Origin of the sequence: Adhaeribacter radiodurans, from assembly GCF_014075995.1 — a bacterium.
In the GTDB taxonomy this organism is placed as follows: Bacteria; Bacteroidota; Bacteroidia; order Cytophagales; family Hymenobacteraceae; genus Adhaeribacter; species Adhaeribacter radiodurans.
In genome coordinates, this window is sequence record NZ_CP055153.1 from 2,419,133 (window position 1) to 2,444,776 (window position 25,644).

The 25,644-nt window shown below is 41.9% G+C and carries 18 protein-coding genes; 9 read left to right on the top strand and 9 right to left on the bottom strand.

What is annotated here, in order from left to right:
• Nucleotides 1-20 precede the first annotated feature (20 nt).
• The 3 genes from HUW48_RS09995 to HUW48_RS10005 form a co-directional block, all read right to left on the bottom strand.
• A complete protein-coding gene (locus HUW48_RS09995) occupies nt 21-1,121 on the bottom strand; it encodes an alpha/beta hydrolase family protein (RefSeq protein ID WP_182415530.1) in 1,101 nt (366 codons plus the stop codon).
• Nucleotides 1,122-1,691: 570 nt separating this feature from the next.
• Nucleotides 1,692-6,056, bottom strand: a complete 4,365-nt coding sequence (locus HUW48_RS10000) for a GEVED domain-containing protein (protein ID WP_182415531.1) — start codon at nt 6,054-6,056, stop codon at nt 1,692-1,694.
• Between the two features lie 423 nt (nt 6,057-6,479).
• A complete protein-coding gene (locus HUW48_RS10005; protein WP_182415532.1) occupies nt 6,480-7,325 on the bottom strand; it encodes a class I SAM-dependent methyltransferase in 846 nt (281 codons plus the stop codon).
• A 564-nt stretch (nt 7,326-7,889) separates the two neighbouring features.
• Between HUW48_RS10005 and HUW48_RS10010 the strand changes: the two genes are divergently transcribed.
• Nucleotides 7,890-8,441, top strand: coding sequence for an RNA polymerase sigma factor (locus tag HUW48_RS10010; RefSeq protein WP_182415533.1), 552 nt, complete (start codon nt 7,890-7,892; stop codon nt 8,439-8,441).
• Nucleotides 8,442-8,450: 9 nt separating this feature from the next.
• Nucleotides 8,451-9,101, top strand: coding sequence for a hypothetical protein (locus HUW48_RS10015; RefSeq protein WP_182415534.1), 651 nt, complete (start codon nt 8,451-8,453; stop codon nt 9,099-9,101).
• Between the two features lie 510 nt (nt 9,102-9,611).
• On the opposite strand, the gene HUW48_RS10020 is transcribed toward HUW48_RS10015, so the two are convergent.
• Nucleotides 9,612-12,767: a CHAT domain-containing protein gene (locus HUW48_RS10020; protein WP_182415535.1), complete on the bottom strand. Its 3,156-nt coding sequence runs from the start codon at nt 12,765-12,767 to the stop codon at nt 9,612-9,614.
• Between the two features lie 235 nt (nt 12,768-13,002).
• Between HUW48_RS10020 and HUW48_RS10025 the strand changes: the two genes are divergently transcribed.
• The 3 genes from HUW48_RS10025 (at nt 13,003) to HUW48_RS10035 (ending at nt 15,414) form a co-directional block, all read left to right on the top strand.
• Entirely contained in the window at nt 13,003-14,652 is a 1,650-nt protein-coding gene (locus HUW48_RS10025) for a hypothetical protein (RefSeq protein WP_182415536.1), read from the top strand.
• Between the two features lie 92 nt (nt 14,653-14,744).
• Nucleotides 14,745-14,954: a hypothetical protein gene (locus HUW48_RS10030; protein ID WP_182415537.1), complete on the top strand. Its 210-nt coding sequence runs from the start codon at nt 14,745-14,747 to the stop codon at nt 14,952-14,954.
• 235 nt (nt 14,955-15,189) lie between these two features.
• Complete coding sequence (locus tag HUW48_RS10035; protein WP_182415538.1) at nt 15,190-15,414, top strand: hypothetical protein; 225 nt, start codon at nt 15,190-15,192, stop codon at nt 15,412-15,414.
• Between the two features lie 172 nt (nt 15,415-15,586).
• Here the strand turns inward: HUW48_RS10035 and HUW48_RS10040 are convergent, their stop codons facing one another.
• Nucleotides 15,587-15,862, bottom strand: a complete 276-nt coding sequence (locus HUW48_RS10040) for a hypothetical protein (RefSeq protein WP_182415539.1) — start codon at nt 15,860-15,862, stop codon at nt 15,587-15,589.
• Between the two features lie 355 nt (nt 15,863-16,217).
• On the opposite strand from HUW48_RS10040, the gene HUW48_RS10045 reads away from it, so the two are divergent.
• The 3 genes from HUW48_RS10045 to HUW48_RS10055 are packed head-to-tail and all read left to right on the top strand — an operon-like array spanning nt 16,218 to nt 18,922.
• Nucleotides 16,218-16,961, top strand: coding sequence for a (Fe-S)-binding protein (locus HUW48_RS10045; protein WP_182415540.1), 744 nt, complete (start codon nt 16,218-16,220; stop codon nt 16,959-16,961).
• Entirely contained in the window at nt 16,954-18,342 is a 1,389-nt protein-coding gene (locus HUW48_RS10050; protein ID WP_182415541.1) for a LutB/LldF family L-lactate oxidation iron-sulfur protein, read from the top strand. The genes HUW48_RS10045 and HUW48_RS10050 overlap by 8 nt, the downstream gene beginning before the upstream one ends.
• Entirely contained in the window at nt 18,329-18,922 is a 594-nt protein-coding gene (locus HUW48_RS10055) for a LutC/YkgG family protein (RefSeq protein WP_246343811.1), read from the top strand. The genes HUW48_RS10050 and HUW48_RS10055 overlap by 14 nt, the downstream gene beginning before the upstream one ends.
• A gap of 138 nt (nt 18,923-19,060) precedes the next feature.
• Here the strand turns inward: HUW48_RS10055 and HUW48_RS10060 are convergent, their stop codons facing one another.
• Nucleotides 19,061-19,474 (bottom strand): hypothetical protein, encoded by a 414-nt coding sequence (locus tag HUW48_RS10060; RefSeq protein ID WP_182415542.1) that lies wholly within the window; start codon nt 19,472-19,474, stop codon nt 19,061-19,063.
• 273 nt (nt 19,475-19,747) lie between these two features.
• On the opposite strand from HUW48_RS10060, the gene HUW48_RS10065 reads away from it, so the two are divergent.
• Nucleotides 19,748-20,029, top strand: a complete 282-nt coding sequence (locus HUW48_RS10065) for a SemiSWEET transporter (protein ID WP_220464011.1) — start codon at nt 19,748-19,750, stop codon at nt 20,027-20,029.
• 190 nt (nt 20,030-20,219) lie between these two features.
• On the opposite strand, the gene HUW48_RS10070 is transcribed toward HUW48_RS10065, so the two are convergent.
• From HUW48_RS10070 to HUW48_RS10080, 3 genes are all read right to left on the bottom strand, one after another.
• Complete coding sequence (locus tag HUW48_RS10070; RefSeq protein WP_182415544.1) at nt 20,220-20,678, bottom strand: DoxX family protein; 459 nt, start codon at nt 20,676-20,678, stop codon at nt 20,220-20,222.
• A 423-nt stretch (nt 20,679-21,101) separates the two neighbouring features.
• On the bottom strand, nt 21,102-22,250 hold the full coding sequence (locus tag HUW48_RS10075) for an efflux RND transporter periplasmic adaptor subunit (RefSeq protein WP_182415545.1): 1,149 nt from the start codon (nt 22,248-22,250) through the stop codon (nt 21,102-21,104).
• A 47-nt stretch (nt 22,251-22,297) separates the two neighbouring features.
• Complete coding sequence (locus tag HUW48_RS10080; RefSeq protein ID WP_182415546.1) at nt 22,298-25,597, bottom strand: efflux RND transporter permease subunit; 3,300 nt, start codon at nt 25,595-25,597, stop codon at nt 22,298-22,300.
• Nucleotides 25,598-25,644: the final 47 nt, after the last annotated feature.

Below are 25,644 nucleotides of genomic sequence, written 5' to 3' on the forward strand. Positions count from 1 at the left end.
ATTGTTACTGAATTATTATTTTAAACACTGCCACTTCCGTTGTAGGTTTCCCAGGATAAAGTAACTGTACACCCCGAGTTGCTAGAAATGGGAAATCCGGTAAGATGAGATCCGGCGTAAAATTCCTGCTCGTAGGTGAGTTGCAGGGGAAGTGGCGGAACGAGGCTGTCGGGAATGCGCAGGCTTAAGGCCGAGGTAAATTTCGGTTGCAGGTATTTGGCAAAGAACATGGAAACTATATCGGCGGTTATGACCGGAGTGCGGGTACAAGGGCCGCGGCCATTCTCGCAGGTACTCATACCGGCTGGTAAATAATCCCAGTGCCGGCCATCTTTAAATACTGTCATGTGTTTTTGCAAGGCCAGCGAAGACCATAACAAATTACTCACATTAGTAAACCAATCATCCGTGCCCCGGATAAATAAAGTAGGTTTAGTAAATCCTGCTATAGGCAACGAGCCGGATGGCCAATCTTCCCAAACTCCGGCTATAGAGGCATAAGCCGCTAATTGCTGCTGCACCGCAAAACGGGCTCCCAATAAGGCTCCGTAAGAATGACCAATAATGCCCGTGTGCGCAGCCGAAGAAAATAATAAATTACTATGCGGCCAACCCGACCGCATCCAGGTTACTATTTGAGCCAGGCGGGTTAAACTGGGATGATCCGGATTAGAAGGGTGAATGCTAATGCCGGGCATTTCGGGTACCACTACCACGTACCCGCAACGGGCTAGTTGAGCCGGTAGTTGAAACCATTTTGTATAATGGTTCATCTCGTCGCAGTGGCCATGCGCTAAAATTATAAGTGGGTAAGAATAGCGGGCGGGTAAAATAGTCGCATTTTGGGGTGAACCATCAATAGTAGGAAAGAATACCCGGCATTTACCCGGTACACCCTCGGTAGTGCTGTAGTCTTTGAAGCCGTAAAATACCGGCGTTAAGGCATGCGGTTGCCAGCTAATCGGTGAAGGATTAGGTGGAGGCTCGTTGCAACTCCATAAAAGAAGCCCGCCTAAGCCCAAACCAGATAATTGCAGGAAAGAGCGTCGGGTAAGGGAACGGTTTTTTTCTAAATTCGGTACCATGGAGATGGTAGAAATGAATGGATTATTTGTTTTCATAGCGTTTAAATAAAGTTTATTGACTTTTTAGATTAGGGCTGGCAAAAGAAGATTTCGGATTATAGAATTGGACAGGATCATTAATTCTACGCTTAGGAAAAAGTTATTTATTTAAATTACCTATCCAAGCAAGCTCTTTACACATCTGAAAAGTGGCCTTTAAGAGAAAATAAATAAGAGGAAAAGGGCTGTTATTGAAAGTTACTAATCCCTAAAACCCCTATTAATAACTTTATGCTTCCAGATACCCTAACTCTTATTAAAGGTTAGGGCTGTTAAGTTTGCTAGATGAAAAGCTGGCGCTGAGGCATCGTTTTTAATAATTTAGTAAATCTACATCCTAGCGAATCGATTTACTTTTCTTTAAAGATAAGACAGTAATTAATTCCAACCGACCTGAGGCCTGAAGATAAAGCTCATTAGCATGGCGTGCTCGCGAAAGAAATCGAGAACATAATGGCCTCAAATTCATAGTAAGTTTTTGTCTGAATGTAGTAGTGGCCGTAGAGAGGTGAATGGCAGGAAATTTTTTATGAATTTCTACCATTCGCCTCCATTACGCCTTTTTCATTACTTTCTGAGCAGCACTTTCTGGGAAGTAGTAATGCTGTTAGAAACAAAACGGACGATATACATACCAGCCTTTTCGGAAGAAACCTGCCAGGTGAGTTCTAACTTTTTGCCCGCTTCTGCTGATCCCTGGAACAAAGTTTTTATTTCCAGCCCTTGGCTGTTGTATACTTTAACGGTAATAAATTCAGATTTTTGCGGAGTAAAGCTAACGGTGAGTTTATCTGAGAAAGGATTAGGATACGTTTCTAAGCGAAAGGTTTTTTTCTCAACTGCTTGCTCCGATACGGATGTTACTTCTGGTGCTAATTCTACTGGTGAGTTAGCTTCTGCTGGTGGAGCAATGGCACCACCGGTGGGCGATACTTTTACCAGCCAGTAATCGGTGCTTCCCTGAGTAGGCTGGGTTCTATCGCCCGAAAGGTCGGAATTGGATCTGCCGCCCAGTAAATACCCTCCATCTGCTGTTTGTAAGGCAGAACGTAAGTTATCATCGGCATTACCGCCAAAGCGCTTATCCCATTGTTTGGTTCCGTTATTGTTGGTTTTCAGAATCCAATAATCGAAGCCTCCATGGGTTCCTTGCGATTTATCGGCGGATTTTTCTGAGTTGGACCGCCCAGCCAACAAGTAGCCGCCATCTGTGGTTTGAATGAGCGATTGAAGTTCTTCTACTTCCGTGCCGCCAAAGCGTTTGTCCCAAAGTTTATTGCCGCTGCTGTTCATCTTCACCAGCCAGTAATCCGTACCTCCCTGGTTAGTTTGCGAATGATCTCCACTGGCAAAAGAATTGGAAGTACCGCCTAACAGGTAATTACCATCAGAAGTGCGAATGATAGTTTGTAAATCATCATTTAAACTGCCGCCGAACCGTTTATCCCATTGTTTGGTACCGCTTGAATTGATTTTGATTACCCAGTAATCTCTGCCGCCTCTCGAAGCCTGCGTTTTATTGCCATTGCTGCCTGAAGTGGAACGACCGCCCAGCAACAGACTGCCATCGGAATTTAGCAAGGCGGCTTCTAACCAATCTTCGCCAGTACCACCAAAACGTTTGTCCCAGATTTTATTTCCGGTGCTACTGATTTTTACAACCCAGAAATCGCTCGCTCCCCAGTTTTCTTCGCTTTTATCACCATTGTCACCGGATAAAGTATGACCCGCCAAAATATATTCACCACTTGGTAATTGAATAAGTGCGCGCAGATCATCATCTAAAGTTCCGCCGAAGCGTTTGTCCCATTGCTTCACGCCACTGGCGTTCACCTTCACCACCCAGTAGTCTTTGCTTCCCCGGGAACCCTGGCTTTTATCTCCCGTTTGAATTGATAAGGAGTTACCGCCCAATAAATAACCACCGTCGCTAGTAGCAATTAAAGCATTAAGGTTGTCGTCATCATCGCCGCCGTAGCGTTTGTCCCATTGTTTATTGCCCTGAGCATCGGTTTTTACCAGCCAGTAGTCGTTGCCGCCGCGGCTACCTTGCGATTTGTCGCCGGTAACCGGAGAAGGAGAGTGGCCGCCGAGCAAATACCCGCCATCCTTGGTGCGGATTACTTTAGAAAAGTTGTCGGTTCCGGAGCCACCAAAGCGTTTGTTCCACTGCGAAGAAGCTACTACGGTATTAGCAATTGTAATGGTATAATCTTCTACTTCGCCGTTCGCAAAATCCGAACAAGCATCGGTGTTTGTTACCAAGGTGTTGTATTTGCTCATCACCCGCAGCCTGCGTTGCCCGGTAGAAACATTGGTCGGAATGGTAATAGTAGTATTGTAGGGTTCCGTGCTTGCAGTAGGAGAGGCGTAAATTAATTCACCGGCATCTTCAAAATCCTGGTCGTTGTTATAATCAATCCACACTCCGAAGCCTTGCGGGAAAGAACCGGCTTGTACTTTAAGCGAGTATCTTTTTCCTTTAGCTACAGTAGTTGTAAGCGAGCCCGTAGCAGGAAAATTAGTGTAACCACCAATGGTGCCGTCGCAGCCTGAATCATCATGAACCAAAGTATTAAAACTAAAATTATTAATGTAATCTCCCTGCTGACAGTTAAGGGTAGGCACGCAATACCCAATGGCCACGGTATAATCTTCGGTTTCGCCTACGTTAAATGTAGAGCAGGATTCGTTGGCAGCCAACACAGAAAAATACTTTGTCCGGACCCGCAGGCGTCGCAAACCAGTAGTGGCATTGGATGGAATAGTTACGGTGCCGGTAAATACACCTTTGCCGGGAGTAGGAGATTTATAAATAAACTCTCCAGCATCGTTAAAGTCGCCGTCATTATTACAATCCAGCCAAACTCCAAAACCTTGCGAGAGGTTTGGCCCACCTTGCATGCTGATAGTATAACTCTGCCCTTTTAAGAGACAGGTGGTATTGGTGCCTACCGGGTCATAGTTAATGTAGTTGCCGGCTTGTCCGTTGCAACCAGAATTATTGTTAGCCAGCGTATTTAAGCTAAAATTATTAATAAAATCTCCGGAAGTACAAGGAGTTTCGTAGAGTGGAATGCAATAAGCCGATATTAACCATTGATTGGGGCTGGTACCAGTTCCGGCGGCATTACTTACCTGGATGTAGCCCGTGCCGGCCCCGGCCGGAGATGTAGCGATAATAGTGGATTCGTTTACTATCGTAAACTGGGCACTAACCCCGCTGAAAGTAACCGAACCCGCACCCAGAAAATTCTTGCCTTTAATTTTAACGCTGGTACCTACGGGTCCGCCTACCGGTTCAAAACTGTAAACCAAAGGTAACCCTTGAATAAACTGCAAAGCTCTAAAAGCATTCACCCGACCATAACCCATTTCGTTGTTCCAGGTGCCATAAGGGTGTCCGGCGAGCGTTAGGTATTCATAACCGCCTACTTTCTCCGCTGATTTTTGGAGAGCAATCATATAATTAGAGGCACCGTAATCCGGACGAAGGGAGGCCATTAAACCCACTACTCCTGCTGCAACGGGGCAGGCTGCCGATGTACCATCAAAAAATGTATAATCGTCGTTAACGTATCCGGCTATGCCGCTCCGGTCGGTAGTAATGGTATTCACACCGGGGGCTACTATATCAACGTATCCTCCGTAATTAGAAAAACTGGCTCTCTTATCACTAACATTAGATGCTCCCACGCCTACCACAAAATCATAATTGGCCGGATATAAGATAGGGGTATTTTTATTGTCATTGCCGGTGGAACCCAGGATAACCGCGCCCAAGCCACTCCTGCTGTTGTAGCGCATGGCAGAAAAACTAACTTCTACGGTAGCAGCAAAATCGTTGGAGCCGAACGTATAACTATTACTTACCGCCACTAACCCGGGCGTATTAATTATGCGGGAGGCAGCCCGGGCAATAATGTCGGCAGTGGTATGCCACCGGCCGTTTGTTTCTACGTTGTAGCCCATCATAACCGGCATTACCTTAATGTTATTTCCCACGCTTGACCCACCAATACGATTATTAGTGGCACCGGCTATTAAACCGGCACAAGGAGTTCCGTGGTTGGCGTACTCGTTCTGGGGCAGAGGTGAATTACCATTATTCGTTGCATCGTAGGGATTTACTATTTGGCCAGCTAAATCCGGGTGGCTCAGGTCATAGCCGTGCCCGTCAATAACGGCTACCACTACCGAAGAAGAACCCGCTGTGATATCCCAGGCTTCCGGGGCATCAATATCGGCGTCCGAGTCCTGGCTCAGGAACCACTGCGAGGGATAGAAGATATCATTAGGCAAATAGTCGGAATGGCCGGTAAAAGTAAAATCAGGTTCGGCGTATTCTACTAAGCTTTTTTCAAATAAGCCATTTGCTACTGTAAAAACGTTACCGCCTTTATAAATAGCTACAACGTACAATTTGCGGTCTCCCAGGTCAATTTCTTCGATTAAAGTAGCTTTATTACTTTTCAAGAAAGCTTTTACTAGTTCCTGGTTGCCGTCCTTTTTCAGGGTATAGGTAAGTTTATTACCCACGTACACGGTTTCTTTTCCAATTTTGAATGCCGGATAAGCAGTAATAACATCCTGATTGGAGTTGAATTGTTGCGTAACGTTAGATAAGTTACCGGTTAAGCCAGCTTTTGAAGAATTAACCTTGTACCTTACCGCATTCATCGGCGCAAATACGTCTTGCTGGTTTACTTTTGTTATTTGATTTTGCAACGGAATGCCGAGGGTTTTCCCTTTAGCCAAGTTCACCTTAGATGCAAACGTGACAAATACTTCGTCGGCTTTTGGCGTTAAGAGTACTTTTTTCCCGTTCCGGTAATATGCGTACTCTGCCGGTAATTCTGTTTTTGTTTGTGCCAGCGTAGTTAAATTAAATAGTACTAAACACCAGTAAAAAGTAAAAATTTTGATTTTCATGGTTTTGTAGATAATAATTAATTGTTAAAATGATTCTTGTTTTAAGGGGGAGATTCGGGTCGGCTGAAAATGTTATTTAGCATCTCCGGATTTTATTATAGGAAAATTGAATATTAACAAGGCTTAGCAATGGTTAATTTAATGCCATTGTTAAATTTTATTCTACTAAAAGTATTAATGGAAGGAAGGTGAATTTTCGAAGACGCTAACCTTATATTAATAATTTTAATACAAGATTAGCGTTATTTACAACTTAACTTATTTCTTAACTGATTACTAAATGATGTACAGGTAAAATGAAGTTGTTAGAAAAGTAATATTTAGTAAATAAATGAACACTGGATTTACAATGCATTAATTATTGTGTTTGCCAGCAGGCACCAAATGTCAAGATTTGATTGTTTAGGTTGAAAGTAATTTCAATTATTTTTGGCCGCTTATAACAACCGCACCATAATCCAGAGCTGTTTTTTTATCCGGGCATTTCTGATCTACTAAATGAAATACGTCACTTTTTATTTTAGCAATGGTTGCTTCGTCGGCTTTACTCAGGGCGGCTACTGCGGGGGCAACTACATCGTTGGTAAAGTTCCAGTACGTATCGTTGTTGCCACACTCTAGTTTACCTCCAATTTCAGTTTCCGAGATATTTTTAAAACCAGCCTGAGAAAATAGATCAGCAATAAACCCTGGGTTCCCACACCGGAACAAACCCGGAGCACCGGGTGGCGGACCTGGTAATTGCATGGTTTTATTGATGGTACTCATGGCAGCAGTTCCCCAGAAATTTTTGTCAGGTGTTCCCCAAACGGCGGTGGCCACTCTACCGCTAGGTTTTAATACCCGGGCAATTTCTTTGGCAGCCAACAGCATATCCGGAAAGTACATAAATCCTAAACGGCAGCTTACCGCATCAAACGACTCGTCTGCGAAGGGTAATTCGCTTACATCACAAACTACGGTTTTTATATTGGTAATACCTTTTTTAGCGGCATTCTCGCGGGCAACTTCCAGCATTCCTTCGGCTAAATCAGTAATAATTACTTTCCCTTGCGTTACCAGGTTAGCAATGCTAAGTCCCGGCTCGCCGGTGCCACCAGCTATATCCAAAACCTTATCCGTGGGTTTGAGTTGTAAAGATTGAATTATTTCCTCTCCCATAGGTTTTAGCCAATCCATAGTAAAGTCGTCCCATTTGCGCCAGCCTGGTGAAAATTTGTTCCAGGTTTGTTTTTGTTGTTCTCTGATTTGTTCTAATGCTAATTCCATTGTTAAATGATTAATTAATTGTTTAAGGTTTGATAGTTGAGATTTATCAGGGGACCAAAGTTTTATCCTGATTTGCAGATTAGTAGCCATCTGAAAAAAAGGTTAACAGGTAAAAAGAAATTTTTTTTATAATTTCTGAAAAACTTAAAATCTGGTACTCGCAACAATAATTAAATAAGCGTTTACATAAATAAAATGCTAAAGAACAAGTATTTATAATTGATATTATAATTATCTTTAACTATCTATTCAATAAAGCTCTTGCTTAAGAGTTTAATACCAGCTTGGCTTAGGGGTATGGCATTAGAGCAAAATGTACAAGTTAAACAAAGGCCTCTTTTAGAATTACAAGTTTTTAGCCAGTTTGAAAAAGGTTAATAAGAGGGAGAAAATAATTTTGAATTTATGCACAGCAGAAGTTCGGATGATTTTTGCCGAATTTATTCCAGATAACCTACTTGCGGCTAATAAAATTTCTAAGTACCGGTGTTAACCTTTCGCCGAACCAGACACTAATATCCAAAGACAATTTTATTCAATTATTCTAACCAGGTACTACAGAATTTGAAGATCAGCTACCAATCGGATGAAGTATTGATTCAGGGACTTCAAAATGGAAGTCCTAAGGCGCTGGAGTTTATCTACAGCACGTACTGGCCCATGATTGCCAATTTTGTCCGGCTAAATCACGGTAATTCGCAGGAAGCCGAGGATTTGTACCAGGAAGGAATTATTACTCTTTACGAACAGGTAAGAAAAGGAAATTTTCACATGAATTCTGCGGTCAAAACGTATTTATACTCCATTTGCCGGAATAAATGGTTGAGTAAGCTGAAAAAACAAGTACCCATTACCGATTTAGAAGAACATATCCAGCAAATTCCGGCGGAAGAACCCATTGCCGAAACTCCTTACCTGGACGACGCAGCCTTGAAATTGGCGATAGAAGGTTTAGGAGAACCGTGCCGGACCGTTATTGTCGGATATTATTACCATAAATTAAGTTTAGAGCAGATAGCTGAAACATTAAATTATTCGAATGCCAATGTCGCTAAACAACAAAAGTTTCGTTGTGTGGAGCGATTAAAAAAGAAATTTCTTCCAGAACTTAAATAATTAAATAAAATGATGCCGGTAAATGAGGGCCATTTTCATACCGAATGGATAGAGCGGTATTTGGCGGGTGAACTACAAGGGGAGGAGTTAGAAAATTTTATTCATCGTTTACACAGCGATAATGCTTTTCGGCAGGAAGTAGCCGTGCAGCGCTCCATTGTAGACCAGGCGCAACTGGTAGGCCGCCAAGATTTGCAGCAGCAATTAAAAAGTTTGCACCGCCAATTAGGGTTTGCGGAAGTAAAAAGTAAATCTGTTTCCTATACTAATTATGGGGTAGCGGCTTCCATTCTTATATTGTTAACGGCAGCGTTTGTATTTTACTTTATTTACCAGCCTAACTCAAGAACGCCCGTCCTTTCTCAGGTGAAAGAGGAGAAATTGTTGAAAAAACCCCTTATAATCCGTTATCAGGTAAAAGAACAAGACCCAACTTTGGGATTTTCAGGTGCAACTTCGGATTCCACTACTACTATTTTGTTGTATCAATCTTCCATTTCCGCTTACCAGTTCGATGATACGTTGCGTTTGTACGGAAATTTTACGGCTAGTCAGCTTACCCTGCAATATAACCAGGCCAAAGAACAATATACTTTACTCGTTGATTCGATTGGGTATCCCTTACAACGTTATCGCCCTAAACAATCCTTAAAGCGTTAATTATTAGTTGTTAGTTGTTGGATAGTGAAAAGAGAAAAATATAAGAGCAATTAACCTTTCATTGGTTGTGCTAAGAAAACCTGACCTTATTTTAGCTATTAAGAGTCTTGTAAATTTCAGGCACTTTAACATTCTTAAGGCAAGCCGAAAGATAGGATAGCAAGTGCGAAAAAGGCAGGCAAGACTCCCAAACCTCCGAACGAATTCAGATAATCCATTCTGTTACTTTATATGGGTTTAGGCTCCAAATAAAAGCTGTCGACTCAAAACCAATTATATCGTGAGCGTCCTCGCTCCTGATGAATATCGTCCTGCCTCTGGCCGCTAGCAATTCCTACATTGCTCCGTACTGAAGTTTTTAGGTTTGCCCGGCCAGAGGCCTACCAAATGGCTAAACACGAGCGAAGACGCTCGCGCCAGTAGAATTAGCAAGATCGGCAGGATTCATATTATAGAGAATTCAACCATATTTCCCATTTTCAGGTTAGTTCCAGGAGTAAAAGGCGAATTTTATTTGCCTACTAACACGAAAGGAGCCCAATAAAAAGGATGGTTGTATTTTTGGTTACGAGCCATTTTTCGTTTAGCTGTTTGTAAGGCTTGGGCTTTGTCTTGTCCGGTAAGGAAGGCGGCATAAAAGTTTTCCATCAAATCGGCCGTAGAGGTATCGGGTACTTTCCAGAAAGAAACTACTACGTTGCGAGCGCCGGCATACAATAAGGCGCGGGTCAGGCCAATTACACCTTCGCCATTCGCCAGTTTTCCCAAACCGGTTTCACAAGCCGACAAGGTGACTAACTCTGCTTTTAAGCGTAAATTGTAGATTTCACCCAGGTATAAAATTCCGTCTTCTGCAGAAGTGCTATCCTGCGCCAGGAGTAAACCCGACAATTCCGGATAGTCTTCGTTTACCATGCCGTGGGTGGCTAAATGTAAGTAATTGTAGTGCGTGATATCGCTTGATTTAAGTTGTTCTTCCTGGGCTTGGTTATTCAAGTAAATGGTAGCCGAATTTCCCCGCTGCTCAAACTGTTGCGCAATGGATTCTACTTCCCGCTTTGAAGCCGGCAAAGGCGATACGTACTGACCGTTCCGTAACCAACCTCTGGAAATTTCTGGAGGAGCAAAGCCGGATGAGTTAAGGTTATTATTAGTTGTATTTTTATCATTACTGGTATCCTGGTACGCTAATAGGGGCCGTTCCCTGGTTACCATCGCACTTGTACCGGAATCCGCAAAAATAGGAGCTAAGGCCAGCAGGTGTTTTTGGGTGTTTTCGGGAGATTGAGTAAGTCTTTCGTAGTGCAATCGGGCAGAGTAGGCATAGCTTATCGCATATTTATTTAGTAAGTACGGAGCGAATTTACTTTTTATTCTTTTGTTGCGGGTAAGTAGGGCTTCAAAAGGCAAAGTGGTAAGTTCCCCTTCCGGAATAATGAGTAACCGCTGAATGGATTTTGGCAAAGAAGCAGGCAGCAAAATTTTAAATAATGAATAAGCAACTTGCTGGTATAAATCTTCTTCTTGGTTTAGAATAGCCTGGCGAAAAGCTACTATTTTCCGGTGAAAGGTGCTGTCAATGGGCAGGGATTGCAACTCAAAATTTTGGCGGGTTAAGGTAAATACATGTAAAAACGAATCGCATACCACATACTCCAACACCGCGGTTTTCTCGTCCATTAATTTTTGCATGTCGGCTGAGGCAACTGTGTTGGGCCGGTACTTGAGATTATAATACTGCGGATATTCTTTCTCCAGTTTACTGATTAAGTTTTCTTGTTGGCGATGGGCGGTAAATAAAAGGGTTTGATAGTGTTGTAGTTTGGCGCTGTCGGCAGCTTCGGCTTGCAGGAGTTGTTGGGCTATTTGTTGGGAGTAATTGGCAATTTGGCTTCGGAGTAGTTGGTCTTGCAAGAGCAGCGAATCTGCAATACCGGCAAATGTTTTCGCTTTCGACTCGGCTAAAGTAGCCGATAAAACCAAGGCTTTTCCTCTTTCGGCAAAATAAAAAGCTTTCTCCAGGTAAATCTTATCTTTGGTTAATTGGTAAAGTTCCAGGCTTAAAGGTAAAGCCGATTGGTATATTTCCCTGGTTCTTTTAGTAAAGGCTACTTTGTCATTTTCTCTTGAATAGTTATGCTGAATCTGGGTCATTAAGGTATCAGCGGTGCAGTAGATGCGGTAAGCCAATTGTAAATCCGGAATAGCATGCGATTGGGTAAATTGCTCTTCCAGGATTTCTGCTTTTGATTGAAGCGAAGTAAGTAAATAACTTCCATCGAGATAAATATTGGCGTTGCGGCCTAGAATAGGATTAGAAGTAAGCACAGTATCCTGAAAGGAAATAATATTGGCTACCAATGCGCGCTGGTAATACCGCAGAGCAGCCGGATAATTCTTTTTTGCCAGATAAACGGAACCTAGCGCATTATAAGCCACCGCCATTGTCGGATTTTTTTGCCCCAAAGTTTGACGCACAATCCGGACATTGGTTTGGTAATAGTCCAAGGCTTTATCGTATTCACCTTTCGCACAGTACACATTTCCAATGCCCATGTACGAATCAGCCACATCGTCGTGCTGTTCTCCTAAGGCCAAGCGCCGGATGTGCCAGGCTTTTTGAAGATTTTGCAGGGCCAGCTCAAACTTTTTTTGTTTAGTATAGGCCGTACCTAAATTATGGTAAACACTCGCTAAATCCGGATGATTTTCGTCGAAGGATTTGAGAAGAATTTGCAGGTTTTTCTGATAATAATCAGTTGCTTTCTCATATTCACCTTTTTCTTCGTAAATGGTTCCGATGTTATTATAAGCGGCGGCTACATTTGGATGCGCCTCGCCTAAAGCTTGTTGCCAAAGGTACAAGGCCTTAAAATTGTATTCCAAAGCCTTATCTAACTCGCCCTTAGAAGAGTAAATATTGCCTAAGCTATTGTAAGTACTGGCTAAATCAGGGTGAAATTCTCCGAGCGCTTCTTGTTTAAATTGCAACGCTTTTTGAGTGTAAGTAAGCGCCTGTTCATAGTCGCCTTTGTCAAAATAAACATTGCCTATATTGCCGTAGGAAGCCCCTATCCCTAAGCGGTTATTATTGGCTGTTTTTAAGCAAACCTGTAAATCCTTATTAAAATATTCTAAGGCCTGAGTAAAATCACCTTTGCGGTAATAGATAATTCCAATATTGTTATAAGATGAAGAAATACTAGGGTGCGAATCGCCCAGTAAAGTAAGTTTGAGTTGTAAGCCTTGCTGATAATATTGCAAGGCCTTATCGTAATTGCCCTGGTAATACTGCACAATTCCCATAACATGAAGGGCATCGGCAGATGTAAAATTTACTTTTTTTAACTTGGTCTGGCTTTCCTGTAAAGCTATTAAGGCATTTTGCAAGGCAGCCTTGTATTTACCTTTCATTAACAAAGTGCGGGTAATTTCATTGGAGCAGCTGACTTTCAGGCGCCATAGTTTATTTTTCTGGTAAATAATTGCTGCCTTCTGAAGAAACAAGTATGCACTGTCGGGGTTGCCTTTTTGTTTTAAGGTAAGCGCCTGTTGGTACCACTTCCGGGCCTGAGTAGTATCCGATAACCAGGTCAGTTTCTGAGCCTCTACCCAAGTGTTACCCAGAGTAAAGAAGAATAAGGCAAGAAGGGGAGCGGTTTTCATTAGCCTGGTAAACTTAAAAGTGGTGCTTGCCCGTTAATTCATTTTAAACTAGTGTATGTCAGGTAATTATTAATTAAATTCGAATTTAAGTTAATTTACTAAATCTGATTCTATCTTGAAATTTTTATTTAATTTTTTACTAAAAGGCTGTTAACCTCCGGAGAATTTAGATACTAATAGGAAATTGAAGAGACCATTTTTAATAAAGCGATAAACCATTTAAAGTATACCGAACATGGCAAATCCGTATAGTCATTTTTTCGCCAAAGTGGTTTGGGGAGCGCTTTGTTTGCTTTTGTTGAGTGTAGCCGGAAAATTAAACGCGCAGAATTTACCGGAAACTTCACCTAAGTATAAGATAACCCGCCAGGTAATGGATCGCTTAACTTACGTGTACGCCAATAGTCGGCCGCAACCTCAATTAACAATTATAGCCCGAAAACTAAGCTTGCCCAAAGTAATTGCGCAGTACCAACCCGGTAACCGGCCCATCATTCAATTAAGCGAAGAAGTATATGATTTGTGCCGCAGCCTGGGTAAAGATTCTCTTAACGCATTAGCGGTTTTGCTAAGCCATGAACTAGCGCATCATTACGAAAAACACGATTGGTATTATACTTTTGGCATTGGCCAGACTTCGGTACAAACGCCTAAGAAAGATATTGAACGCTTTGAATCGGAGGCTGATTTTTACGGCTGTTTTTACGGGGAATTAGCTGGTTTTTCTACCGGCCGGGTATTTCCGCAGTTAATAGACGTTTTATACCAGCGTTTCCGTTTAGCCGATCAGTTGCAGGGCTATCCTACCAAAGAAGAACGCAAAGCCATTTATAATAAAAAACAGACTGAAGCCGGACAAATGCTGGCCATATTTAAAGCTGGTCAGTTTCTCTACTTGCTTCAGGAGTTTGAATATGCCGCCTCTTGTTTTGATTACTTACTAAACCGTTTTCCCAGCCGGGAAATCCTGAATAATTTAGCCGCCGCAAAATTGCAACAAGCTTTGGTATTGTACCAGGCCACCGAACCACCCGGATTTATTTACCCGATTGAATTAGACGCGCGCAGCCGGTTAACGGCTATTCATAGAGCCGCGCCCACTTCGTTTAAGGCCAAACAATTTGCCCAATTATTAACCGATGCCCGCCGTTACTCCGAAAAGTCGCGGGAAATAGATCCGGGTTACGTGCCGGCTTTTATTAATCTGGCTTGCATCTATTTGCTTCAGGGTAATCAGGCAGCTGCCATTGGGGTTATTAATGAACTGGAACCCTCCAAATTATCGGGTAATGCGCACACCATGCGAGCCATTGCTTATTACAAAGACAAACAACCCGACAAAGCCCGGCAAGATTTTGAACAAGCCCGGCAAAAGCAAGCCTACATGGCTCTTTACAACCAGAATTTATTTAGTAAGTTGCAGGAACCACTACTAGCTAATGTAACCGATTGGATTAAGAGTTGGTTTGATCAGGAAGAAATTACTACCCCGCCTTTAAAAGCAAAGGGAAACAAACCAGAACAAATAATGGGGGAAGCCGCCAGAATTGCCCTGCCGAATCCAGTATCCACCGTAAAAGTGAGCGAAAAACCGTACCTGCTGCTGCAATACAAGCCCGACACCGAAAAATTACTTTTTAGTGTTCAAACAACGTGCTGCCAGTATTTAGTAAGATACACTCCTAAAAATTACGCGGGTAAAACTAGTAAAGGAATCAGGTTAGGAAGTTCGGTTACCGAGTTAATGCAACAATACGGACCACCCAACTGTACTTTCTCCGGTAATTCGGGGGAATATTGGGTTTACTTAAATCACAAACTTGCCTTTGAAATAAGCCCGAACAAACAAGTTAATAATTGGTTAATTTATGCCAATACGCTTTAATATTCGCCTAAGCGCCTTCATTACTTTCTAACATTTTGGTTACCTTGTAATTATTATAATTATCCTTACCTTCAAGAAAGAAATGTAAAAGGATGAAACAGCTACTACAAGGTTTTTTTCAAGACTGCCCACTCGAAAAACTTACCAAAACTCAAATCAATGAAGCCATCCTTTATATTGATACCTACATTTATGAAGAACCAGAAGATAGTGCTGAAATGATTCAATACTGTCTTTTAAAGATTGATTTAATTAATAAATTAATAGTTCTCGATAATAACAAGGACCTCTTTATTCATTAACTTAGGAGTACTTTTCTTTTTTGCAGATCCTTTCTCTTCTCTTTAGCCACCCAATTTAAAGTTGAATTTTTGCCTGAGTCTTTAGGGGTAGTACTTATATAGGTGTCTATAAACCAATATTATATGAAATTATGAGTATAATTACTCAGTCAATACTCCGCAAATACCGTATTACATACAATTGTTACATTCCTATTTTTTATTGAAATTTACTAATTAAATAAATTGTTCTAAAATGGCTAGATTATTAAAACATATTATTGATAATCTTGACGTGGAGAAGTTAAGTGTAGAAGAAGCAAAAAAAGCTTTATTTTATATTGACTTTCATCTGGACAGCGAAGGCAATTTTCAGACAGTAATGAGGTTCATGAAAATGAAAGATGAAATTGAAAAACGACTGATCTATTTAAATTCTTTACTGAAAATAGTAACCGTAGTTCCAATCGCATTTCTTTAGTATTTTAATAAATCTATTACCATTTAATTTGGTTGGCGTAACTAATGGTTCCTAAAGTTTCAGCGAAGTAATCCATTTTAGCTTTTCAGAGCAGATAATTAGATATAACTCTTCTAAAACTAAGGACCCTGCTTAAGTGAAAGAAGGGTCCTTCGTTTTAGAAAACCCAAATTTAACCGTTTTCGGTGCCAGTCCCGCCTACATGGCCGTTGTAACCTTCTCCTGTGGGGGCACCCAATTCGCCACCCGAATTTTTATCTGTTCCTAAATCAGCCGTTCCACCGGCGGCACCGGCCATTGCACCCGGATTTATTTTATCCTGATCTTTGGCTTGCATTTTTGTATTACCGCCAGTATTTACTTCATCTTCCTTGCCTTCCCATACTTCATCCAGTCGGCGTTGCATGGCTTTCATACTTTCGTCCATTCCTTCTATTTTATCATCCATAGCTGTAAACCTTTACTTAAAAAATTTATTTCTAAGGTCTTACGAACGCATTAGAACTTTGATAGCCCGAATAGCCAATTATTTTAAGTTGCTATTAAAAAGGTAAAAGACAGATGGAAAATAAAGTAAATAGTTTACGGAAATAAGAGCGCTAAAAATTAGCAGTACAGTACAGGATACTTACCACTTGCGATTCTCCTACATTAGTTGAAGATTGATTCAAAATAAAGCAGGTAGAGAAAGAAGTTAAATATGGAATGTATTTACCCTGAAAAGGTTGTGATTTTGACACTCTACTTTTTATAAAGAATAATTTTAAACTAGATTAGTACGCCCAATTGCACCCCGTTATCTCATGACAGTAGGTTTATTTATTCCTTGTTACGTAGATCAGTTTTACCCGAAAGTAGCAATTGCCACTTTAGAGCTTTTAGAAAAGCAAGGTTTACAAGTGGTTTATCCTTTAAATCAAACGTGTTGCGGCCAGCCCATGGCAAATTCCGGTTTTGAGCACTTAACTCAAGGATGCAACAATTTGTTTATTCAGAATTTTAAAGAGGTAGATTATATCGTTTCGCCTTCGGGTAGTTGCGTATTGCACATAAAAGACCATTTGCACGCCGAAGTAGGTAAAGAGGAAGCAGCTGCCACGCACATCCGGAAAAAAATTTATGAGCTTACCGAATTTTTGACGGACGTGGTAAAGGTTGAAAACATAATTGCCCGGTTTCCGCATAAAGTAGGGATGCACCAAAGTTGCCACGGACAAAGAGGATTAAAACTGTCGCAAATGACAGAATTAGTAGCGGATCCTTTCTCTAAGCCCGAGAAGTTATTACGCATGGTAGAGGGTTTGGAGCTGATTGATTTAAACCGGAAAGATGAATGCTGCGGTTTTGGGGGCACTTTTTGCGTAACCGAAGAAGCCGTAAGCGCCAAAATGGGCAAAGACCGGGTAAAAGACCACCTGGAACACGGAGCCGAGTACATAACCGGGGCCGACATGAGTTGTTTAATGCACCTGGAAGGCATTTTGCGGCGGCAAAATAGTAAAGTACAGGTAAAACACATTGCTGAAATTTTAAATAGCTATGCATAAAACAATAGCCGAACACCCAACCCTGGCCGATAAATTTAACCAGGACGAAGAAAGAGTAAACTGGCACGATGAGACCTTGTGGTGGGTACGGGCCAAACGCGATAAAGCCGCGCACACCCTGCCCGAGTGGGAGGATTTGCGGAACCTGGCTTCCCAAATAAAGCATAATGTTCTTTCTAACTTAAGCGAATATTTAATTCAGTTCGAAGAAAATGCATTAAAGAATGGTATTCAGGTGCATTGGGCCGCTGATGCCCAGGAGCATAATGCTATCGTAAAGAGTATTTTACAAAAGCATGGAGTTACCCAAATTGTAAAAAGTAAATCTATGCTCACCGAAGAATGCCATTTAAACGATTACCTGCAGGAAGAAGGAGTAGAAGTAATTGATACCGATTTAGGAGAACGCATTGTGCAATTAGCGCAGGAGCCACCCAGCCATATTGTGTTACCCTGCATTCATAAAAAGAAAGAAGAAATAGGAGAGTTGTTTCACCTGCATTTAGGTACCCCGGCCGGTAATGCCGATCCGCAGTTTTTAACCGAAGCAGCGCGTTTGCATTTACGTGAAAAATTCCTGACCCGGAAAATAGCCTTAACCGGAGTAAATTTTGCCGTGGCCGAAACCGGCGAATTTGTAGTTTGTACGAACGAAGGCAACGCCGATATGGGTGCCCATCTGGCCGATGTGCACATTGCTTGTATGGGTATAGAAAAACTTATTCCGCTTCGGCAGCATTTAGGAGTATTTTTGCGCCTGTTAACCCGCAGCGCTACCGGTCAGCCCATTACTACCTACAGCAGCCATTTTAAAAAGCCTCGCCCTGACCAGGAAATGCATATTGTACTGGTAGATAACGGCCGTAGCCGGCAATTAGGGCGTAAAGATTTCCGTAATTCTTTAAAATGCATCCGGTGCGGGGCTTGTATGAATACTTGTCCGGTTTACCGCCGAAGTGGCGGACACAGTTACCACAATGCGATTGCCGGGCCGATAGGTTCTATTCTGGCGCCTAATCTGGATATGAAAGATTACGCCGATTTACCTTTTGCCTCTACCTTATGCGGTTCTTGCAGCAATGTTTGTCCGGTAAAAATTGATATTCACGACCAGTTGTATAAATGGCGGCAGGTTTTAGTAAAAGAAGGGCACGCCCCAGCCGCCAAGAAAGCGGCTATGCAAGGAATGGCATTTACTTTTAGTCACCCCGCTTTTTACCGCATGGCTGGCAAAACAGGTAAATGGTTCATGAAAACGACACCTTTTATGGTGAATAATAATTTTAACCCCTGGTATAAACAACGCGACATGCCCGAACCACCCAAAGAATCTTTCCACGATTGGTACAAGAAGAACAGAAAGGAGAATGGCCATGGGTAGCCGCGAAAAAATATTAGAAGCCGTTAAAAGAAATCAACCCGAAAATACCCCTTTACCAACAGTTCCGTTTTTTGAACCTCCTTTTACCGACTCGGTTCGAAAATTTAGCGAAGTGGTACAAGCAATAGGGGGCGAGGTACACCAGGTAAGTTCGTACGCTGAAATAAATACAATATTAAAAAAAGAGTTTGGAACGAAGACCATATTCTCTTCGGCCAAAGAATTAGCTGAGTTGGTACAAACAGGTTTAGATTACAAGAACGCCCACGCTTTTGCCGATCTGGAGTTAGCCGTAGTAGAAGCTAATTTAGCCGTTGCCGAAAATGGGGCTGTTTGGGTAACCGAAGATTTAATACAAGAACGAGCTTTACCGTTTATTGCCCAGCACTTAGCCTTGATTATACCTGCCGAAACCATTGTACCTACCATGCACGAAGCGTACGGTAAAATTGGTACCCTGGACTACGGATTTGCTACCTTTATTGCTGGTCCCTCTAAAACTGCCGATATTGAGCAATCCTTAGTATTAGGGGCCCATGGCCCTAAAAGTCTATTGGTTTTTCTAATTAGGCCTTTATAGAAGTAGATTTATTGCATCAGTTTAAGGTACTAAATAAGCAAACTCAAAATTAGTCTTTATTGAAATCAACATAAGTAAATCCGGGCCAGCGAAATATTTTTGAAAGAATGAAAAGAATCTTCAAAGAACTCTATTAGGTTATGGCCCTTCCTCTATCCACAACTTGCGGGCGACCCCAATTCCAACTAAATTCCCTTTTCCTCCACCTCTTAAAAAGCCGGCTACATTTTGTCCCTGGCGCAATTCACTTAAACTAATAGAACCTCCATCCGGGCCAATTATTTGGGTGGTTGGTAAAACAAGTACATAAGCCCGGTTATAGCGCGTTCCTTTATTGGCAGCAAAACTTTCAATTTCCAACATAACTTGTCCTTGGTTATACCGGCTCATGATTATGCTTCCTCTTATATCAACATTTACAGGGGGCAAATTTCTGTTATTGGTAGCACTGGCAGCGCTATTTGTTCCAGCACTGGTTTTGCAGCCAAAAATGCCTATTGCCATTAAAAAGCAACCGGAAAGTAGAATTTGCTTTATTAAATTAATTCTCATCAGCTTAACTCTTATTCTGGTTTAAATACGAATTTAATTTAAAAATGGTACCGCTAGTAATTTCCTGTTTCCTGCAATACCAAAATGTCAATTTTCCTGAATTTTTGGATTTGACTGAATAAATTAAGGAAAAAGGCAAAATTAATCAATGTGAGCTTTTATATACTATTAACAGGAAGAGGTTAGGAAGAACAATTAGGTATATTAAACAGTTAAAATGAGTAGTTTACACCTAAAACTCTCGCACTTTTTCGCGTATGCGGGTTTATGGATATGATTCAAATATTAGGATTAGTTGCGGGAGCTTGTACCTCGCTGGCAGCCGTACCCCAATTAGTTAAAACCTGGAAAACAAAAGAGGTGGGAGATGTTTCTACGAAAATGTTCCTGCTTTACGTAGTAGGCATGAGTTTGTGGCTCACCTATGGTATTATTAAGTCGGATTTACCTATTATTATTACTAACGCTATTGCCTTATCTTTTCACGGAATGATGCTTTATTTTAAAATGAAATATAGAAATAAAGATGAAACGGTTCCGGCATCAGCGCAGTAAAATATTGCTGAGGTACATGTATAACTTTATCAGCAGCTTGATCTCTGCGAAAAATCTATAGTCTAAAACTCTGAAATTAGGTTTGCTATTTTCGGCTATTCTATAAGCGTTAAGTTTAAGCCAGCACTTTCACTGCATTTTAGGAAAGTCCAGCTCTTATATTAACTCCTATAAATTTAAATCTTATGTTTTATTCTTCCAATTCAGGCTGCCTTGGACGTAGAATCTTATTATCCACGGAATAACGGCCAGGTCCTACAATCATAAAAAATAACAATAATCCCGTCACCAGAATAGAGAGCCAAAGTTCGGTGTTACCTAAATGAACACCCCGTTGGGGATTCACAATCAGCATGGCACCCAGCAGAATGGGGAACTGACAAAGCAGCGAGAAACGGGTTAAACACCCAACCGCAATCATCAAACCGCCGATAATATGAACTACGCTAGTAAACAGCGTGGCTTTTTCCATTGACACTAAATTCTGACTATTGCTGAATACATAGAACACATCGCTATTATGTTCTAAAAACATCAGGCCTTTTGCAAATAAAAATAGCCCGAGTACAATGCGTAAGCCATCCATCCATAAAGGATTACTCGCGCTGTTTAAATGGGGAGAAGAATGGAGATCTTGAGCTGCGTTCATGGTACTGTATGTTTTAATTGAAGGATCGTCTTCCAAATAAATATACGATTTTTAAACGACTTTTAATAGTCTGGATTTAAGGAATTAGCTACCTCTTTTATACCACCCAGCAGGACCTGGTATTTACTAAATTTGTGGCTTAAAGGACTCAAGCTTAAATAGGAATCTTAAATAGACTGATTATTTCGGAGGTTGAGATGGACGAAATAGTAGATTAATAAGCGACTACTTACTTATGCAAAAGGCTAACATCTACCAGTTTTAAACCTGAGATTCTTTAGTATGGTTGGAGTTAAATTTTTCACTAATAACAAAATACACGGGTGTAGGCCTCCATTTAAATGCTTGGGTATCTTGGGCGCGCATAGTAGTATTTATGATCAATTACTTGAAATCTAAATTTCTTTAGCTATTAACTGGTATTTAAAGCGAGGCTGTTTTTATATTTTGCAGGGCACTGCCATTTCTTATTTCATCCGATGCCATTTTTAGTAATTGATCGCCGGGTTTTAAATCGCCATAAATTTCTACGGTACCTTCATTTTCTCTGCCGGTTCTTACATCTACCCGTTCGGCTTTATTATTTGCTACGCGTATTACAAAAATGCTTTCGGTAGAGTTAACCACCGCCGATTTAGGCACCATAAACGTACTGTCTTGCGCCGGTAAAGGCAGGTTCACTTCGGCCACCATGCCCGGTAATAATTTTTTATCCCGGTTAATCACATCCATTTCAATCCGTTCCGAACGAAACCGACTATCAATAGCCCCGGCCATCCGCTTGATTTTTGCTTTAAACTCCTGATTTGGTTGTGATTTTACGGTAAAGCTTACTTCATTATTTTGCTTCAGATAACCGGTGTACGACTCCGGCACCGAAATTACTAAACGTAGTTTTTGCTGTTCCTGCAACGTGAATAAGGGTACTTCCGATCCTTTATCCGAAGGTCCCACATACGCACCCGGATTTACGTTCCGGGTGGTAATTACCCCGCTAAAGGGTGCCCGTATTTGTAAATAGTTCTGGGTTTGCGCAATTTGCTTGTAAGCCGCTCTGGCTGCTTCTAATTGAGCTAAATCCGAGTTTTTGCGAGCGGCAGCCTGTTCCAGATCGTTCGGTGAAATAGTACCGGGGGTTTGACTGGTAACGTGTAAACGGTCGTAATTAGCTTTGCTGGCCAGGTAAATCGCTTCCCGTGACTTAATATTCGATTGCGCTCCGGCTAATTGAGAACCTAGTTCGGGCGCTTCCATGGTAACCAGGAGTTGGCCTGTCTTTACTTCCGAACCCACATCCACAAAAAGCTTTTTGACAAAACTGCTTTCCTTGGCGTACAAGTCTACCTGTTGGTAGGCTATCAGCTCACCCGGAATTTGCAAAGACGAAGACAAGCGGCCCCTTTGCAGGGAGAAAACTTCCGTTACCGGAGTTTTAGTAATATTTGTTTGGGTATCGGTATTATTTTCCGAAGTGGTTTCTTTTTTTTGGCAACCGGCCAGCAAACCAGTTACTAAAAAACTCTGAACTACAACAAAACTTAAACGGGATAAATGATTAGAATACCAATTCATGGTTTATTTCTGTACAAGATAAATTATTTTCTTTCTAAGCTAACAAATCAAACCCGCTCAATAACAGGCAATGTTTTTAATTCAGGAATGTAATGTATACTTTCTTCATCTTCCGGATCAAGCGATACGGAGGCAGTAGAAGCTTTGCCTTGTACCCAGGAAAATACGAGCGGCAAAATAATTAAAGCAGCAAAAGTTGAGGCAATTAATCCTCCAATCACGGCTCGGCCTAAAGGAGCAACCTGGTCGCCGCCTTCCCCCAAACCAGATGCCATCGGTATCATTCCTACCACCATGGCCACACTGGTCATTAAAATAGGGCGTAACCGCAGAGCGGCCGATTCTCTGGCGCTGTATAAGGCATTGCCGTTATGCCGCCGCAACTGTTCGGCGTTGGTAATTAATAAAACCGAGTTGGCAATAGAAACCCCCACCGACATAATAATACCCATGTACGACTGCAGATTAAGGGTAGAACCGGTAAGAATTAAAAGAATTAAGGCTCCCAACAATACAGCCGGAATGGTGGATAAAACAACAAAGGAAACTTTGAAGGATTGAAAATTAGCTGCCAGCATTAAGAAAATTACCACTATAGCCGTCAGCAATCCGGTTTGCAGACTGTCTAAAGTATCGGATAAAACTTCACTTAACCCTTTAGTTTGAATAGTCAGTCCCCGGGGCAGTTCCCCGATGGATTGGAGAGCCGTGGCTACATCGGTGGTGGCCGTCCCCAGGTCTTTTTCGTTTAAGTTGGCCGTAACAGACAAAAAGGGAATAGCGCCTAAATTGTCGTTTTCGCCGTACGTAGTACCCGGCTGTATATCGGCTACATCTCCTAATAATGGCCGTGGTTGATTGCTCAGTACCGGAATTTCTTTAATGTCATTCACGCTGCTCATTTGATTTTCGGGTATCTGCACCTGCACGCTGTAGCTTTGGTTACTTTTAGGATCGATCCATACGTTTTTCTCGGTAAACCTAGACGACGAAGTAGAAGCAATTAACGAGCGGGAAATATCCGATACGGTAATTCCTAATTGAGCGGCCCGGGTCCGGTCAATAGAAATGTTTAAGGTTGGATATTTGGTTGGCTGGGCTAACTGAACATCCCGCAAGTAGGCAATCTGGTTTAATTTATTAATTACTTTACGGGCGTACTCTTCATTAAGCTTTTTGTCTTTGCCGGTAATTCGTACTTCAATCGGGGTAGGGGAGCCCTGGCTCAGGATTTTGTCGGTTAACTCAATGGGTTCAAAGGAAACCCTGATTTCAGGCATTGTTGCCTTTACCTTTTTGCGGAAACGTTCTTTTAATGCATCTAAATCTTCTTTATAGTCTTCTTTTAGAGCTACCTGCAACACGGCTTCCTGCGGGCCACTCATAAATAAGTAAATGGGGCTGGTAGAAAATTGACCCGGATGCTGCCCCACAAACGCCGAAGTTACGGCTATGTTATGCTTTCCTACCAGTTCCTCCAAAATGCGTAAAGCTTGCACAGTCTTGTCTTCGGTTCTTTCAAAGCGGGTACCATCTGCTGCCCGCAAACGTACCTGAAACTGACCGCCGTTTACTTTAGGCAAAACATCGCGCCCAATAGTTCCGAATAGTAAAACAACAATTCCGCAAGTTAAAACACCGTACAGCAGCACAACCAATTTCCGGTGCGGAAAAAGTCGATCTATAAAGCGCAGGAAACGGTTCCGGAATTTGTCGAAGCGGCTTAGTTTTACACTTTTATTAGTTCGTTGTTTTTCCAGTAATTTTTGTTTCTGGCCCCAGGTATCGTGTTCATCTGCTGCCGTATAACCCAAGGCTAAAAATTCTTCTTCATCGGTTAATACATGCCCGTCATTGGCGGAGGTATGGTGAGGTCCTTTCATTAACCAATTAGCCATAATCGGCACAAAGGTTTGCGCCAGAAAATAAGACGTAATCATGGAAAAAGCAATGGCCATCGCCAACGGCAAAAATAAAGCGCCGGGTATACCGGTCATAGTAAAAGCCGGGGCAAATACCGCCAAAATGCAAAGTAAAATAAGCAGTTTAGGAAACGCAATTTCTTTACAGGCATCCCAAATGGCCAATGCTTTGGGTTTACCCATGTCTAAGTGCTGGTGAATATTTTCAATGGTAACCGTGGATTCATCTACCAAAATTCCAATTGCCAGGGCCAGGCCGCTCAACGTCATAATGTTGATCGTTTGACCAAACAAATGCAAAAATAAAACCCCCGAAATAATAGAGGCAGGAATGGTTAATACCACAATCAAAGCCCCGCGTCGGTCGCCTAAAAACAACAATACCATTAAACCCGTTAATACCGCTCCAATAGCACCTTCGGTAATTAAACTTTTAACCGCGTTTATAACATAAACCGATTGGTCAAATTCATAGGATAATTTTACATCTTCGGGCAACAAACTTTGAAAACGTGGTATCGCCTTTTTTAAGTTTTGGACTACTTCCCAAGTTGATGCATCCGCTGATTTAGTAATGGGCAGGTAGATAGAGCGTTTCCCATTTACAAGGGCGTAACCACTGGTGATATCTGCCGCATCTTCTACGGTAGCCACATCGCGCAAATACACGTTTTGCACACTCCCCCGGAAAAGCGGAATAGCGCCAAAGTCTTTTATGTTCTTGATAATGGTATTGGCCGGAGTATAATAATTATAATCGCCGATTCGTACGTTTCCGGCGGGGGTGGTTTGGTTATTTATGCGCAAGGCCTCTACAACCTGATCGGGGGTAAGCTGATGGGCTCTTAACAGTTCCGGATCTACTTTAATGACTACGGTACGTACGTTACCGCCAAAAGGCGCTGGTGCCACTAAACCCGGTATGGAGGTAAAAGAAGAACGAATATACACGTTTGCCATGTCCATTAATTCGTTATTGGACCGGGTGGGGCTGCTCAACACTAATTGACCAATGGGTAAAGTTGAAGCATCAAAGCGTAAAATAAAGGGCGGTTGCGAGCCAGGTGGGAAAATAGCTTGCGCCCGGTTTGTAAAAGCTGTTACCTCGGCGGCGGCCTGCGCCATATTCGTGCCCTGGTAAAAAGTAAGTTTAATTAAGGTTAATCCCTGAATATTCCGGGTTTCAATATTTTTAACTCCCGATACATACAACAACAAATTAACGTATTGCTTACCAAAAAAAGCTTCCATCTGGGTAGGCGTGTAACCTCCGTAAGGATGGGATATATAAATAACCGGCAAATTCAAATCCGGGAAAATATCTACCTTGATTTTACGAACGGCGTTAATTCCAAAAAAGGATAAGCCTATTACAATTACTAAAATAGATATAGGATTTCGAAGGGCGCTTCTGATTAAATTCATGAGAAAAATTTGTTACTAAGCCGGTAAGAATCACTAATCAACCACTT

What these genes read in the sequence shown, in the direction of transcription:
- HUW48_RS09995 (WP_182415530.1), bottom strand. Translation starts at nt 1,121, where the DNA reads ATGAAAACAAATAATCCATTCATTTCTACCATCTCCATGGTACCGAAT.
- HUW48_RS10000 (WP_182415531.1), bottom strand. Translation starts at nt 6,056, where the DNA reads ATGAAAATCAAAATTTTTACTTTTTACTGGTGTTTAGTACTATTTAAT.
- HUW48_RS10005 (WP_182415532.1), bottom strand. Translation starts at nt 7,325, where the DNA reads ATGGAATTAGCATTAGAACAAATCAGAGAACAACAAAAACAAACCTGG.
- HUW48_RS10015 (WP_182415534.1), top strand. Translation starts at nt 8,451, where the DNA reads ATGATGCCGGTAAATGAGGGCCATTTTCATACCGAATGGATAGAGCGG.
- HUW48_RS10020 (WP_182415535.1), bottom strand. Translation starts at nt 12,767, where the DNA reads ATGAAAACCGCTCCCCTTCTTGCCTTATTCTTCTTTACTCTGGGTAAC.
- HUW48_RS10025 (WP_182415536.1), top strand. Translation starts at nt 13,003, where the DNA reads ATGGCAAATCCGTATAGTCATTTTTTCGCCAAAGTGGTTTGGGGAGCG.
- HUW48_RS10030 (WP_182415537.1), top strand. Translation starts at nt 14,745, where the DNA reads ATGAAACAGCTACTACAAGGTTTTTTTCAAGACTGCCCACTCGAAAAA.
- HUW48_RS10035 (WP_182415538.1), top strand. Translation starts at nt 15,190, where the DNA reads ATGGCTAGATTATTAAAACATATTATTGATAATCTTGACGTGGAGAAG.
- HUW48_RS10040 (WP_182415539.1), bottom strand. Translation starts at nt 15,862, where the DNA reads ATGGATGATAAAATAGAAGGAATGGACGAAAGTATGAAAGCCATGCAA.
- HUW48_RS10045 (WP_182415540.1), top strand. Translation starts at nt 16,218, where the DNA reads ATGACAGTAGGTTTATTTATTCCTTGTTACGTAGATCAGTTTTACCCG.
- HUW48_RS10050 (WP_182415541.1), top strand. Translation starts at nt 16,954, where the DNA reads ATGCATAAAACAATAGCCGAACACCCAACCCTGGCCGATAAATTTAAC.
- HUW48_RS10055 (WP_246343811.1), top strand. Translation starts at nt 18,329, where the DNA reads ATGGCCATGGGTAGCCGCGAAAAAATATTAGAAGCCGTTAAAAGAAAT.
- HUW48_RS10060 (WP_182415542.1), bottom strand. Translation starts at nt 19,474, where the DNA reads ATGAGAATTAATTTAATAAAGCAAATTCTACTTTCCGGTTGCTTTTTA.
- HUW48_RS10065 (WP_220464011.1), top strand. Translation starts at nt 19,748, where the DNA reads ATGATTCAAATATTAGGATTAGTTGCGGGAGCTTGTACCTCGCTGGCA.
- HUW48_RS10070 (WP_182415544.1), bottom strand. Translation starts at nt 20,678, where the DNA reads ATGAACGCAGCTCAAGATCTCCATTCTTCTCCCCATTTAAACAGCGCG.
- HUW48_RS10075 (WP_182415545.1), bottom strand. Translation starts at nt 22,250, where the DNA reads ATGAATTGGTATTCTAATCATTTATCCCGTTTAAGTTTTGTTGTAGTT.
- HUW48_RS10080 (WP_182415546.1), bottom strand. Translation starts at nt 25,597, where the DNA reads ATGAATTTAATCAGAAGCGCCCTTCGAAATCCTATATCTATTTTAGTA.